This window comes from Bradyrhizobium ottawaense (genome assembly GCF_002278135.3).
GTDB lineage: Bacteria > Pseudomonadota > Alphaproteobacteria > Rhizobiales > Xanthobacteraceae > Bradyrhizobium > Bradyrhizobium ottawaense.
On sequence record NZ_CP029425.2, the window covers coordinates 5,241,738 to 5,255,656 of the forward strand.

The window sequence follows — 13,919 nt, forward strand, 5'->3', positions numbered from 1 at the left end:
GTGTCGCTGGCCTGGTTTGCGCGCCGTCTGATGCTGATGTTCTACACCGTCATCGTGGTCTCGATGCTGGTGTTCGCCATCACGCAGATTTTGCCGGCGGATGCGGCCCAGTCGCTGCTCGGGGAAAATGCGACGCCCGAAGTGCTCGCCGCGCTCCGGGCCAAGCTCGGGCTCGGCGATCCGGCCTGGCTGCAATATGCCCGCTGGGCCCGCCACGTCTTCACCGGCGATTTCGGCATCTCGATGCGCACGAGCCTGCCGGTCGGCCCGGAAATGCTGGCGGCGCTGTCGCGCTCGCTGCTGCTTGCCGTCTCGGCCATCCTGGTCACACTGGCCGTGGCCGTGCCGCTCGGCGTGGTCGCGGCGCTGCGGCAAGGCAGGCTCACCGATACGGGCGTCAGCCTCATTGCCTATCTCGGGGTCTCGCTTCCGGAATTCGTCACCGCGACGCTGCTGGCCCTGCTGCTGGCCGATACATGGCATTGGCTGCCGGCGACCGGCTACGTCTCTCCACTGGAGGATTTCGGCGACGGCATCCGTCACCTGGCGCTGCCGGTGCTCACTGTCTCGTTGATCCTCGTCGCGCATGTCATGCGCATGATGCGCTCCGAGACGCTCGACGTGCTGAAATCGGACTATGTCCGCGCCGCGCGCCTGAAGGGCCTGCCGGAGCGCACCGTGCTGTTTCGCCACACCCTGCGCAACGCCCTGTTGCCCGTCGTCACCATCATCGCGCTCGACGTCGGCTATTTGCTCGGCGGCATCATCGTGATCGAGGAGATCTTCGCCATTCCCGGCATCGGGCGCGCGCTGATGGTCGCCATCACCACGCGCGACCTGCCCTCGATCCAGGCCGGCGCGTTGATCATGGCCGCGACCTATGCCGTCACCAACACCTTGGCCGACATGGCCTATGCGTTTCTCGACCCGCGGATCCGCTATGACTGAGCTGTTCGGCCGCCTGATACGGAAACCGCAGGGTTTTGTCGGACTCGTGCTGCTGGCGCTGATCGCAGCCGCCTGCCTGTTCGGGCCCGCATTGGCGCCCTATGCGCCGGAGAAGATCGATTTTCTCGGCCGGTTTCGCGCACCCGGCTGGCAGAACTGGCTTGGCGCCGATCAATTCGGCCGCGACATCCTGAGCCGCCTCATGGTCGGCGCGCGTTCGACCGTGCCGCTCGCTTTCATCGCCACCTTCGTCGGTAGCGCAGCCGGAGCGATCATCGGCGTTGGCTCGGCCTATCTCGGCGGACGAACCGACGAGGCCATCATGCGCACGATCGACGCCGTCATGGCGATCCCGGGCCTTCTGATGGCGCTGTTGCTGGTCTCAACGCTCGGCAACGGCGCCGGCAATGCCGTCATTGCCATCGCGGTCGCCTTTGCGCCGGGCATGGCGCGGGTGACCCGCTCGGCCGCGCTCAACGTACGCAATCAGGACTACATCAAGGCCGCCATCGCGCGTGGCGAGGGAGCGCCCTGGATCATCTTCCGCGAGATGTTGCCGAACGTCATGGCGCCGATCGTGATCGAGTCCACCATCCGCGTGTCCTTCGCCGTCATGCTGTTCGCGACGCTGAGCTTTCTCGGCGTCGGCGCCCAGCCGCCCGCATCCGAATGGGGGCTCATGGTGGCGGACGCACGCCAATACATGCATCAGGCACCGTGGGGACTGATCGCGCCCTCGGCCGCGATCGCACTCACCGCGATTGCCTTCAACCTGGTCGGCGATGGTCTTCGCGACGCCCTCAATCCAAAGGACGAGCGGTGACCTCCGTACTTTCGATCCAGAATTATACACTCGACTACGTCTCGTCCACTGGACCGGTACGTGTGCTGCACGACATTTCGCTGGAGATCCGACTAGGCGAGGTGCTGGGCCTGGTCGGAGAGTCCGGCTCCGGCAAGAGCTCGCTCGCCTGGGCGCTGATGCGTCATTTGCCGGAAAATGCCCGCGAGATTGCCGGCTCGTTGCGTCTCGGCGACATCGACCTGCAACGATTGAGCCCACGCGAACTCACTCGGATACGCGGCCGCCGGCTCGGCATGGTGTTTCAGGATCCCTCAGCCTCACTCAACCCGACGCTCACCATCGGCCGACAAATCACGGAAGCCCTGATCCAGCACCGCAGCCTCAAGCCGCGCGACGCTGACGCGCTCGCCATCGATCTGCTTGGCCACGTCGATCTTAACAATCCCGCCGCAATCATGCGGCGCTACCCTCACGAGATCTCCGGCGGGGAAAAGCAGCGCGTCATCATTGCCACCGCGTTCGGCTGCCGTCCCGACGTCATCCTGTTCGACGAGCCGACCACGGCACTCGACGTCATCACGGGCGCGCGCATCCTCGAACTGTTCGCGCGACTGCGCCAGGAGACGGGCGTCGCCGCGCTCTATATTTCCCACGATCTTGCGCTTGTGACGCGCGTCGCGGACCGGGTCGCGGTCCTGGAGCGCGGCCGCCTGGTCGAGCAGGCGCCAGCGGCCGACATCTTCCGTGCGCCGCGCCATGCCAACACGCGCGCCCTTGTGGACGCCGTGCCGAGGCCGGAACGCCGTCTTGTCCATGACAAGCCGCCTGACCAGGTCCTTCTCGCGGCCTCCGACATCGAAGTCCAATATGGCAGCGGCGGACTGTTTCGCGACCCGCCGCCGCCGGCGACGAAAAAGATCGGGCTCGAGGTTCGCAGCGGCGAGATCCTCGGTCTCGTCGGCGAGTCCGGTTCGGGCAAGTCTTCGATGGCGCGTGCGCTGACCGGGCTTGCACGCTTCTCGGGCAAGATCACCTTCGACGCGCACGAGATCTACGGCATGCGCGACATGAACGCCGCTTACCGCCGCGACGTGCAGATCATCTTCCAGCATCCCGATGCCTCGCTCAATCCGCGTCACAGGATCGACGAGATCCTGTCGCGTCCTCTCAAGCTCTACGGCGGCAATCTTGCGGATATTCCTCGCCTGCTCGACCAGGTGCGCCTGCCCGCATCCTACGCCAACCGCTGGCCCCATCAGCTTTCGGGCGGCGAGAAGCAGCGCATCGCCATCGCGCGTGCCTTCGCCGCGCGGCCGAAACTCGTGATCTGCGACGAGATCACCGCGCCGCTGGACGTCTCCGTGCAGGCGCAGATCATCGAACTGCTGCTGGCGCTGCGCGCCGCGACCGGCACCGCCTTTCTGTTCATCACCCACGATCTCAACCTCATCCGTCAAATCGCCCACCGCATCGCCGTGATGCGCCGAGGCGAGATGGTCGACCTGCTGCCGATCGAGGATTTCGACGTAGACCACGTTCATCCCTATACAAGCGAACTGATGGCCGCCTCGCCCGTACCGGTCGGCTGACGACAAGGACTTCCCCCATGGATCACAACGAACTTCTCGCCCGGGTCAATGTGCCCGCCGCCCTTGATCTCCTGTCACGCATGGTGCAGCACAAGAGCTACTCCAAATCAGACGGCGAGAAGCAGCTCGCAGCCTTCATGGCCGGCCGCATGCGTGAGATCGGCATCGAGACCGAGCTCACGCCCTTCGGCAACGAGGGCCGGGTCAACGCCGTCGGCCGCTGGAAGGGTGCGGGCGGCGGCAAGAGCCTGATGTTCAACGGCCATCTCGACACCAACCCGGTGACCGAGGGCTGGACCGTCGATCCCTGGGCAGGCAAGGTCGACGACGCCTTCATCTACGGCATCGGCGTTTCCAACATGAAGGCCGGCGATGCCGCTTACTTCTGCGCGGTCAAGACGCTGATTGACGCCGGCGTCAAACTCAGGGGCGACGTCATCCTCACCTATGTGGTGGGCGAGCTGCAAGGCGGCGTCGGCACCTACTCGCTGGTCGAGCAGGGACTTCGCGCCAACTACTTCATCAATTCGGAGCCGACCGACCTGAAGGCGATGACAATGCACGCCGCGGCCTTCATGTTCATCATCGAGCTGACCGGCAATACCCGTCATCTGTCCAAGCGCGAAGAGGCGGTCGATGCGATCACGGCCGCATGCGACCTCATTCCGCGCCTCAATGCGATGAAATTCTCGGGCGCGCTCTCGCCGGAACATAAACGGATCAATCGCGTCCATGTCGGCGTCGTGCACGGCGCGCTCGGCCGCGAGCTGCACGAATGGCGCACGCCCCAGGTCGCGGATTTCGTGCGGATCAAGGGCTCGGGCCGCTATGCACCAGGCCAGACCGAGGCCGGCGCGATGGCCGACATGCGTCGCGAGCTCGACGCGCTCGAAGCACGGTTTCCCGGCCTCAAGGCCGAGATCATGTCGGAGGACCGCGCCGGTGTACCAACCATGCCGCCATTCGAAGTGGCACGCACGAGCCCGATAGTCGAGGCCGTCAACCGCGCTTATCGCGCAGTACGCGGAGAACAGCAGCCGACGGGCGCCGTTGCCCCGAGCTGCTTCTACGGAACCGATGCCGGCCATCTGCACTATTTCGGCGGAATGGAAGGCATCGTCTGCGGCCCCGGCGGTCGCTACAATACGATGCCCGATGAGCGGGTCGATATCGTCGACTTCATCGACATGATCCGCATCTACATGCTGGCCATTCTGGAGATCTGCGGATAGCGGGCGCTGAAACGTGCGCATCCGATCCTACGAAGGATAAATGACAATTTGTGGCGCGCGCTAAGCGCGTGCGCGCCGATGGCCGCCCGCGAGCTCGACGTCCTCATCATCGACCAGAGCTGGTTCCTCGCCTACATCACCGGCTTCTTGATCTCGGAGAACATGTACCGAGCCTGCCTCCTCCCGCGATGACGAGCCAATCATGATACTTCGAGCAATCGAACAAATCATAGGCCGAGAGTACTCGTTGGCACTCGCCGGCCTCCTCCCCTCGAAAATGCAGATCCGATCCATGCGCGCCTGCTCACGCTGGCTGCGGTGAGATTTTTCTTGATCTCCCGGTGCACACGTCGTGCACACGCCGCCCTTTAACTAGTTGAAAGACTTGCACTCTCGCTCCAATCCATCATGGGGGCCACGGAAAAGCGATAATTTAGTGATTTCAATAGATTACCACATTTTCTTGCCGTTGCCTTCCGTTATACTATTTTCGCGAGAATAGTATAGCTGCCGATCCCATGTGATCGCCAAGCCGCCCGTAACCACGGCAATATATGCGATGTTGGACATTGCCCTCACTCCCAATCCATCCACGCCAGCGCGATGTGCCTGCGAGGCATCACTGCGACGCGTTGCCGTCATTGTGGGGCAATGGCTGCCGAAACAGCAGTGTCGATCAGTAGTGAATCGGATTTCGACACCCTATCGGCAACTGAAGAAACCGAACTCTCGCTCGGATCCATCGAGAGCCATTTGAGCTAGCGCGCGTCCAGCAGCGGCTATTTCGGCAAACTCCAGGAATGACCGGCAACGCTCGCGCAGCGCGGTTCCCGACCGCCAGCAACTGCCAGCAATCGCTCTACAATTGGGTCAATCGCTCTGGGGCAGCGGCGAGCCATTTCCCTACCATCACTGCGTCGACGTCAACCACGAAGGGACGCGTGATGATCTGGAAAAACCTCGTCAACCAATCTGCGACCCTTGCATCACGGCCGAAAGTCCTCACCGCCACCTTCATGTGCGCCCTGTCAGCGACGGTACGCTTCGCTTCCACGGCAGATGAAGCAACGAAGATTCCGCCGCAACCGGCGCACGCGCAAAATCCCCTGGCCTCGATCATGACCCGGGACGGCGTTCCGATCTTCTGCATGGGCTGGAGACCGAAGCCCACGCAGCCGCTGGTCTTTCAGCGCCCGCGAGGCTGCCGTGCCTGGCCGCTTTAGCAGGATGTCGGAGATATCGTCATGATCCGGGTCCCAACCGGTGGCGCCACGCCCGCGTCCATCGTCGACACGCTGAAAGCGATGGCCGGCGCCTCTCCAAAGGCACGTGCCAGATTCGCCAAAGGCCGCTGCGTCCGGGGCACCTATATTCCGTCGGACCGGGCTGAAGAAATTACGAAGTCCCGGAGCTTCACGGGCGCGTCGCGCGTGGTGGCGCGCTTCGCGGTAGACGGCAATTCGCGCATGCCGGATACGGACAATCCCGTGCTGCGCGGCTTCAGCTTCAGGCTTGGGGATGTCGACCATCGTTCCGACATCCTCACACAGAGCGCTCCCGTTCACTATGCGAGGACACTTGCACAAATGCTGGCGTACCTGAAGGTGCGCGTTCCCACCCCAGACGGACGGCCCGATCCGGATAAATTCGAGGCGTTCTCCACTGCCAATCCCGAGACCCTGCATCAGGCAAGCTACATGGCCGCCCATCCGCTTCCCGCAAGTTTTGCCGACACCACCTACTGGGCCGTCCACTCCTTTCCGGCGACAAACGGGCGTGACGAGACACAGTTCATCAAGTTCAAGATCGTCCCGGTCGGCAACCGGGCTGCGCCGACCGAAGACGTAGCCGAAACAAAGCCTGGAGCCTTCCTGCACGATGATCTGCAAAGCAGGATCGCAGCACGCGATATCCGCTTCAGCCTGATGGCGGTGCTCGGCCGTCCCGGCGACCCGATCCTGGACGTCACGACTCGATGGCCGGATGAGGACCAAAGGGAGACGGTGCGCCTCGGCACGATCGTGATCACCGCAATCGAAGCGAACGAAGTGTGCGACGCATTGGCCTTCGATCCGGCAGCCCTCGCTGAAGGCATCGGTTATCCACCCGATGAGATCTTCGCGGCACGCCGCGCCGCCTACGCGACGTCGTTGGCGCAACGCCGGTGATCGAATGATCAGCTTTCGCTATCCTCGGTGCCCTGCACTTCACGGCGCCATGCCGCTGGACTGGCGCCGACCTGGGCCGAAAACACTTTTGTAAGGTGGCTTTGATTGGCGAACCCAGCCGAAATCGCAATTTCGGACAGCGACAGATCTCGCGCGGTCATCAACTGCTTGGCCGCTTCGACACGCCGGCGAAGCAGCCATTGGTGCGGCGGCAGGCCGGTCGAAATTCGAAACGCGCGCGAGAAATGACTGACCGAGAGGCCAAACTCGGCAGCGATCAGTTGCAATGGAAGCATCCCGCCGAGGTCCGAGTCGAGCCTTTCGCAGGCGCGCTGTACCTGCCAAGGAGCAAGACCGCTCCGGGGCACCCGAGCGCGCCATCGCAACCCGCCAAAGGCCTGCGCAGCGTGTGTGGTAAAAGCGAGCATAATGTAGTCTATGAAGAGCTGGTTGGTCTCAGTTGGCCGGCGCAACGCTTGCAGTAGCGTCCCGCCAATATGACGCATGACTTGGTCGTCGTGGCCGACGCCGAGCTGAGAAGGCAGATCACCCACGCGCGGTGCGCCGGACTGTTCAGCGATACCGTCGAGCGCAAAGCGCGGAAGATAAAAATGGAGCGAGTGGAACGGTTTGTTGATGATGAAACGCGGATCCTTCTTCATGTCGTACAGATAGGTCGCGCCCGCACGAATATCGGCCTTGACGGCGTTGCCATGCTCCCAAATCTCGCAGTTCGGGTAGTCGTTGAGCTTTAGGCTTACAACATACGCATCCTGAAGACCCATCTCGCCGGAGGGGCGTGGCACGGGCGCATCAACACGAGTCTCAGTGACGGCGATCTCGGCGTTGCGCAGCGAACGCGTGATCAACGAAACCGGTTCTTGCTCCAGGTGCAAGAACCGCTTCACGGTCTGACCGTAGAAACCTGACGATTTCATATGCACCGCCTCCTTGAGTGGAGTTGCACGGAACACCTGATCGGGATCGACCAAAGGTCATGACCATTGCGATGAGTACGAAACAGCCGTCTGGGGCTGTCCGTGATCACATATCATCTTCGGAGCCGCCAGCGGCCTCGCGACGCCATGCCGCCGGACTGATGCCGACCTGCACCGAAAACACTTTCGTAAAGTGACTTTGATTAGCGAACCCGGCTGAGATCGCAATTTCGGACAGCGACAGGTCTCGTGCGGTCATCAACTGCTTGGCCGCGTTCACCCGCTGACGCAGCAGCCATTGGTGCGGCGGCAGGCCGGTCGAGATTCGGAACGCGCGCGAGAAATGACTGACCGAGAGTCCGAACTCGGCCGCGATCAATTGCAATGATAGCCTCCCACCAAGGTCTGAGTCGAGCCGTTCGCAGGCTCGCTTTACCTGCCACGGGGCAAGACCCCCGCGAGCGGGTCCGGCAGTGCTTTGCAGCCCGCCATAGGCCTGCGCGATGTGCGCGGTGAACGCCAGCATCATGTGATCGATGAAAAGCTGGTTGGCCTCTGCCGGCCGACTCAGTGCTTCCAACAGCACTGCCCCAATATGACGCATGACCTGGTCGTCATGGCCGAAGCCAAACTGACAGGCGAGGTCACCGCGCGGGACACGGGATTCTCTGGCGATGCCGTCGAGCGCTGAACGCGGAAGATAGAAGTGCAGGGAATGAAACGGCTTGTCGATGATATAGCCCGGATCGCTCCGGAGATCGTACAGATACGTGGTACCGGCTTTGACATCCGTCTTCATGACGCACTTGCCATGATCCCAGAGTTCGCAGTCCGGATAATCCTGAAGCTTCAGACTGACGAAATAGGCCTCATCCGCCGCTGAACCGGAACGGCCTGGCACGGGATTATCATTCCGGGTTTCGGTGGCCGCGAGTTCGATGCCGCGCAGCGAACGCGTGATCAGCGAGGGCGGCGTATCCGTCAGGTGTAACTGCTGTCTGACCCTCTGTCCGAAGGTGCTCGCCTGTGCCATTTCGACCGGCCCGTCCGAAGTTGACCAGGCAGCTCGTCTCACCGCCACCCGTCATGTCGGCACGCATTATCCGGTATCGGAGTGCGGAGGTCTAGGTCGCGGTGAACGTCGACCGTGATTGTGATCGTCGGCCGCCTTAATTGTCACAAAGTAATTTTTCGAAGTGATTTCAATACCCATCGCGTTCGATGGCAACCTTGCCATTGGCGTCAATCGGAACTCCAGCCGATCACGAAATGCGGCGCGGAGCGCTTTGAGCAGAATCAGACAAATCGCGGCCGCTTTGGGAAAGACCCCGTAATACCACGCGCCTAGATCGCGCAGCGAGAGTTCGCGGCGCCTCGCGGATCAATTCGGGCATACGGAAGCAATGGCTTCACACCGGCCCGCAAGTCGCCCCAGGCGACGCCAGCGCAAGTCCCCCTCCGAAGGGAGCACCCCAATGAGCGAGCCGATCTCGCACGATTCCGCGCATGAGAATCCTTCGGCCGCGTCCGGCGAGCGTCAGGGCCGATCGACGAGCGCCGAACAGCGTTCCGCCGACGCGGAGATGGCGCGCGTCCTCCACACCGAACCGATCCGCATGGCGTTGGACCCCTCTGGAGCCGCAATTGCGCACTGGAAGCATGATCCGTTGCACGATGTCGTCGAGCCCATGAGCGACCACGTCATCATGGCTTACAATGGCAGGGTGCAGCACGTGGAGCGGCGCTCGGGAAAATCGCTTTCGAAGGGAACGTTCCGTCCCGGAGCCGTGATCATCATTCCGGAAGGATCGAGTTCGCGGTGGGATATTCCGAAACCCGTGGATGTCGTTCAGCTCTACCTCCCGACCACAACGCTCGCGCGCGTGGCCCGCGAAGCCGACGCGACCACTGTGGTCGATCTCCGGGAGCGAACCGGGCATCCCGACCCCGTTACATCCCGACTACTCCTGAGTGCGGCCGACGGGCTGGAGGGCAACTCCGCTCTCGATACGCTGTTCAGGCATCAGCTCATCGACCTGCTCGCGACGCGCCTGCTGGCCGCGCACACCGCTTCGCCCACCGCGTTCCAGCCGATCATCGGCGGGCTTTCGCCGAATGTCCTGCTTCGCGCCATCGAACGCTTGCGTTCGGATAGCGACGCCGACGTCTCGCTTGCAGCTCTCGCTTCGGATGCCGGCCTGTCGCGCTCGCACTTCTGTCGCGCCTTCAAGGAAAGTACCGGGCTCTCTCCTCACGCATGGCTGCGGCAATATCGCCTCGAGCAAGCCATGAACATGCTGCGCGACACCGACACATCCATCGTGTCGGTGGCGGCCGAGCTTGGCTATGCCTCGCAGACGGCATTCGCGGCCGCCTTCAGGCGGTTGACCGGAGAAACTCCGACCGATTGGCGACGAGGCGCGCGGTAGCAACGCAAGGATAGTTTCATGAAGAAACCGATCGTGAACGATCCCCTGGAGGCTCTGCTTGGCGCAGCCGGTGCGCACCAGGACGGTTGGCCGGCCGCCCAGCGGCGCGCTGCCGAAGTCGAGATGGCGCGTGTGCTCAAGACGGCGCCGGTACAGATGGCTTCAGACCCTGCCAACGGCGCCATCGCGCATTGGAAGCACGGGGCGTTGCACGACGTGGTCGAGCCCATGGCCGACCATGTCATCATGGCTTACCCCACGGGCGTTCAGCGTCTGGAGCGGCGCAGCGGGAAATCGCTGGCAACTGGAACGGCGCGTCCCGGAGTCGTGACGATCATTCCGGCGGGTTCAAGCTCGAAATGGGATATTCCCGGCCCCGTCGATGTCATCCAGCTCTATCTTCCGCGCACCACGCTCGAACGCGTAGCCCGCGAAGCCGACGCATCTGCTCCCGGCGAACTGCTGGAACGGACGGGGCATCCCGACGCCATCACATCCAGCTTGCTGATGAGCGCGGCGGATGTACTCGACGGCAATTCGTCCCTTGATGCCCTGTTCAGGCAGCAGCTGACGGATCTGCTGGCCACGCGTCTGCTGGCTGCGCATGCCGGCACAGCCGTCACGTTCGAGCCGGCCGTGGGTGGGCTGTCGCCCCATGCGCTCCGCCGAACGATCGAACGCCTGCGCTCGGGCAACGATGCTGACGTTTCGCTGGCGGCGCTCGCATCGGATGCCGGCCTGTCGCGCTTCCACTTCTGTCGCGCCTTCAAGGATAGCACCGGGCTTTCACCGCACGCCTGGCTGCGCCAGCAGCGACTCGAGCGGGCCATGAACATGCTGCGCGATACCGACGCATCGATCGAGCTGGTGGCCGCAGAGCTCGGTTATGCTTCGCAAACTGCTTTCACGGCAGCGTTCAAGAAGCTGACGGGTAATACCCCGAGCGATTGGCGCCGGCGCATCCGGTAACAGCAATCTCTCTGCAACCGCGTCAATCGCGCTGGCGCGGTCACAACTCCGATCCCGTAGATTTGCGGTATCGAACATCGACAACGGACGGAGACGAACAATGGCCTGGAAGCACTGTGTCGCCCTCCTTGCAATCGTACCGCGACGGACGGTCGTTGCGACCGCGCTGGTGTACGGACTGTCACTCAGCGTGCGCTTCACTTCAGCTACGGGCGAGGAAGTTGAAATTCCGACACTGCCCGCAACGTCGATCGTAACCAGAGATGGCGCCCCTGTTTTGCGCGACGGCTGGCCGTTGAGGGCCAGCGAACCGATCACCCTTCAGCTCGCCCGGGCGTCGCGCGGCTGTCAGGCTTCCTGCGAACGTCCAACGATACTAGCGCCGGACTGCAGCGCTCCGTAAGCGCCCGACAATTTTCGTTTCACGTATTCGCGTCGTCACCGATCGCTACGAGCCATCCCCGGATGCGGGAGCGGCAACGGTGACGCGCGCGTAGGTTCGAGAAGTCAAACCAGAGGAGTAACGACATGCGACTTGTCATCATTGGCGCCGGCTTCGCCGGCATGTACGCCGCACTTTCCGCCGCCCGCCTGCGCGACATCCAGGGCGTTTCGCCCGAACAGCTCGAGATCGCGCTGGTTTCGCCCGAGCCGACGCTCGTGGTCCGCCCGCGGCTCTACGAATCGAAGCCCGAGACCTTGACCGCGCCGCTGCTGGGTGTGCTCAAGGCCATCGACGTCGTCTATGTGCAAGGCAGCGCAGAGACGATCGACACCCAGTCGCGCGTGGTGGGAATCGTCGCCGCCGAGGGTGTGAAGAAGAGCCTGTCCTATGACCGGCTGGTGGTGGCGACCGGCAGTCGGCTGGCGCGTCCTGATATTCCGGGCCTTGCCGAACATGGTTTCAGCGTCGACCAGCTCGACGACGCGATTGCCCTCGACCGGCATCTGCATGGCCTGGCTGACCGGCCGGCATTGAACGGGCGCGACACCGTCGTCGTGGCCGGCGGCGGGTTCACCGGCATCGAGGCGGCAACCGAGTTGCCGACGCGGCTTCGCGCTATTTTCGGCAAGGGCGTCAAGCCGCGCGTCATCATCGTCGACCGAAACAGCGCTATCGCTCCCGCCATGGGTGAACGCCCCCGCCCCGTCATTGAGGACTCCCTGCACAAGCGCGGCGTGGAGACCCGGCTCGGCGTCGGTGTCGCCTCGCTCGATAAATCGGGCGTTACGCTGACCTCAGGCGAACACATCGAGACCGAGACCGTGATCTGGGCGGCCGGCATTCGCGCAGCTCCGTTGACCGCACAAGTCCCCGCCGAGCGCGACAATTCCGGCCGGCTGCTGGTCGACCGTGATTTGCGCGTGTCGTCGGTACCCGGCGTCTTTGCCACCGGCGATGCCGCCCGCGCCGCCTGCGACGATGACGGTAATTTCGCGCTGATGTCGTGCCAGCACGCCACGCGAATGGGCGCCTTTGCCGGCCACAACGCCGCCGCAGAACTGCTCGGCGTTCCGACCAAACGCTACCACCAGGAGAAATACGTTACCTGCCTCGACCTCGGCGAAGCCGACGCGGTGTTCACCCGCGGCTGGGAGCGCGAGGTGACGATGGTCGGCGATACCGCCAAGAAAACCAAGCAGGAGATCAACACCGTCTGGATCTATCCGCCGAAGGCCGAACGCGCCGCCGCCCTCGCCTCGGCCGATCCGGAGCGTGTGGGCGATGTAAGCGGCTTCTTCTAGCCCGCGACGTGAAGCAGGCCGCGCTCCGCGCTGGCTGCGCGGCCTGCCCAAACAAGACCTGCCAGCACCCAGCCACTTAACAGGAGAGAAACATGAACCTGCACGATCCCTCATACACCGGCAACAAGGTGCCCGATGAATTGGTCCCGTCGCGCTACGCGCTGCGGATCGGCGAGATTGACGTGATGGTGGTCAGCGACGGCGTGCTGACGCTGCCGGGCGCGATGTTGGCCCACAACGCTGCGCCGGCCGTCCGCGAGGCCTGGCTGAAAGAAAATTTTCTGCCACCGGACGCTTTCGATTGGGCACTCAACGTGGTCGTGGTGCGGAGCGGCGGCCGGACCATCCTCATCGACGCCGGCATGGGGGCGGAATTTCCGCTGCCCCGGGCCGGGCAATTGATCCATCGGCTGGAGGCCGCCGGTATCGATCTCGCCTCCGTGACCGACGTAGTGCTCACCCACATGCACATGGACCATGTCGGCGGGCTGCTTGTCGACGGCGTGAAGCAGCAACTGCGTCCGGACCTGCAGATCCACGTCGCGGCCGCCGAGGTCAAGTTCTGGCAGTCGCCCGATTTCTCCCACGTCTCGATGCCGGACGGCTTCCCGGATGCGCTTCGCGCCACGGCCAAACGGTTCACGAAAGAATACCGCAGCCAGCTTCGGCTCTTCGAGGATGAGCACGAAGTGGCGCCGGGCGTGGTCATCCACCGCACCGGCGGTCACACCCCCGGGCACAGCATCGTTCGCCTGACGTCCGGCGGCGACCGGCTGACATTCGCCGGCGACCTCGTGTTCGCGGTCGGGTTCGAACACCCCGACTGGCACAACGGCTTCGAACACTACCCCGAGGAAGCCGCCCGTGCGCGTACCAGCCTTTTGCGAGAGCTGGCGGAGACCGGCGGACTGCTGGTCGCCACGCACATGCCGTTCCCGTCCGTCGGCCATGTGGCCACAGCGGGCGATGCGTTTCGTTGGGTGCCGGCCTTCTGGGATTACTGATCGCTTGTCGGGTTAGTGCCGGCAAGCGCGCAGCAAGCGCTCATCCGATACGGGCCGCGTCTTCCGCGCCAGAGCGCGGCCCGCTCAACAT

At 63.4% G+C, this 13,919-nt stretch carries 12 protein-coding genes; 10 read left to right on the forward strand and 2 right to left on the reverse strand.

Translation table 11 applies throughout. The features are described from left to right. The 6 genes from CIT37_RS25240 (at nucleotide 1) to CIT37_RS25265 (ending at nucleotide 6,742) form a co-directional block, all read left to right on the forward strand. Nucleotides 1–948: an ABC transporter permease gene (locus tag CIT37_RS25240; protein ID WP_095425772.1), complete on the forward strand. Its 948-nt coding sequence runs from the start codon at nucleotides 1–3 to the stop codon at nucleotides 946–948. Next, nucleotides 941–1,771 carry an ABC transporter permease gene (locus CIT37_RS25245; RefSeq protein WP_095425771.1) on the forward strand — a complete coding sequence of 277 codons (831 nt, stop codon included), beginning with the start codon at nucleotides 941–943 and terminating at the stop codon, nucleotides 1,769–1,771. Before CIT37_RS25240 ends, CIT37_RS25245 begins: the two co-directional genes overlap by 8 nt. Continuing rightward, nucleotides 1,768–3,342: a nickel ABC transporter ATP-binding protein NikE gene (nikE, locus tag CIT37_RS25250; RefSeq protein WP_095425770.1), complete on the forward strand. Its 1,575-nt coding sequence runs from the start codon at nucleotides 1,768–1,770 to the stop codon at nucleotides 3,340–3,342. The genes CIT37_RS25245 and nikE overlap by 4 nt, the downstream gene beginning before the upstream one ends. A gap of 17 nt (nucleotides 3,343–3,359) precedes the next feature. After that, nucleotides 3,360–4,574, forward strand: coding sequence for a M20 family metallopeptidase (locus CIT37_RS25255; protein WP_095425769.1), 1,215 nt, complete (start codon nucleotides 3,360–3,362; stop codon nucleotides 4,572–4,574). An 800-nt stretch (nucleotides 4,575–5,374) separates the two neighbouring features. After that, nucleotides 5,375–5,797: a hypothetical protein gene (locus CIT37_RS25260; RefSeq protein ID WP_028145317.1), complete on the forward strand. Its 423-nt coding sequence runs from the start codon at nucleotides 5,375–5,377 to the stop codon at nucleotides 5,795–5,797. A 21-nt stretch (nucleotides 5,798–5,818) separates the two neighbouring features. Further along, the gene (locus tag CIT37_RS25265) at nucleotides 5,819–6,742 is read left to right on the forward strand and encodes a catalase (protein WP_028145318.1); all 924 of its coding nucleotides are present in this window, start codon (nucleotides 5,819–5,821) and stop codon (nucleotides 6,740–6,742) included. Between the two features lie 8 nt (nucleotides 6,743–6,750). Here CIT37_RS25265 and CIT37_RS25270 read toward each other — a convergent pair whose 3' ends face one another. Continuing rightward, nucleotides 6,751–7,680, reverse strand: a complete 930-nt coding sequence (locus tag CIT37_RS25270; protein WP_028145319.1) for a helix-turn-helix domain-containing protein — start codon at nucleotides 7,678–7,680, stop codon at nucleotides 6,751–6,753. Nucleotides 7,681–7,786: 106 nt separating this feature from the next. Further along, on the reverse strand, nucleotides 7,787–8,713 hold the full coding sequence (locus CIT37_RS25275; protein ID WP_028145320.1) for a helix-turn-helix domain-containing protein: 927 nt from the start codon (nucleotides 8,711–8,713) through the stop codon (nucleotides 7,787–7,789). 442 nt (nucleotides 8,714–9,155) lie between these two features. Here CIT37_RS25275 and CIT37_RS25280 point away from each other — a divergent pair, with 442 nt between their 5' ends. The 4 genes from CIT37_RS25280 (at nucleotide 9,156) to CIT37_RS25295 (ending at nucleotide 13,828) form a co-directional block, all read left to right on the forward strand. Continuing rightward, nucleotides 9,156–10,109 carry a helix-turn-helix transcriptional regulator gene (locus CIT37_RS25280; RefSeq protein ID WP_028145321.1) on the forward strand — a complete coding sequence of 318 codons (954 nt, stop codon included), beginning with the start codon at nucleotides 9,156–9,158 and terminating at the stop codon, nucleotides 10,107–10,109. Between the two features lie 18 nt (nucleotides 10,110–10,127). After that, nucleotides 10,128–11,078, forward strand: coding sequence for a helix-turn-helix domain-containing protein (locus CIT37_RS25285; protein WP_095425768.1), 951 nt, complete (start codon nucleotides 10,128–10,130; stop codon nucleotides 11,076–11,078). 528 nt (nucleotides 11,079–11,606) lie between these two features. Continuing rightward, entirely contained in the window at nucleotides 11,607–12,824 is a 1,218-nt protein-coding gene (locus tag CIT37_RS25290) for an NAD(P)/FAD-dependent oxidoreductase (RefSeq protein WP_095425767.1), read from the forward strand. Nucleotides 12,825–12,916: 92 nt separating this feature from the next. Then, nucleotides 12,917–13,828 (forward strand): MBL fold metallo-hydrolase, encoded by a 912-nt coding sequence (locus tag CIT37_RS25295; RefSeq protein WP_095425766.1) that lies wholly within the window; start codon nucleotides 12,917–12,919, stop codon nucleotides 13,826–13,828. The last annotated feature ends 91 nt before the right edge of the window (nucleotides 13,829–13,919 follow it).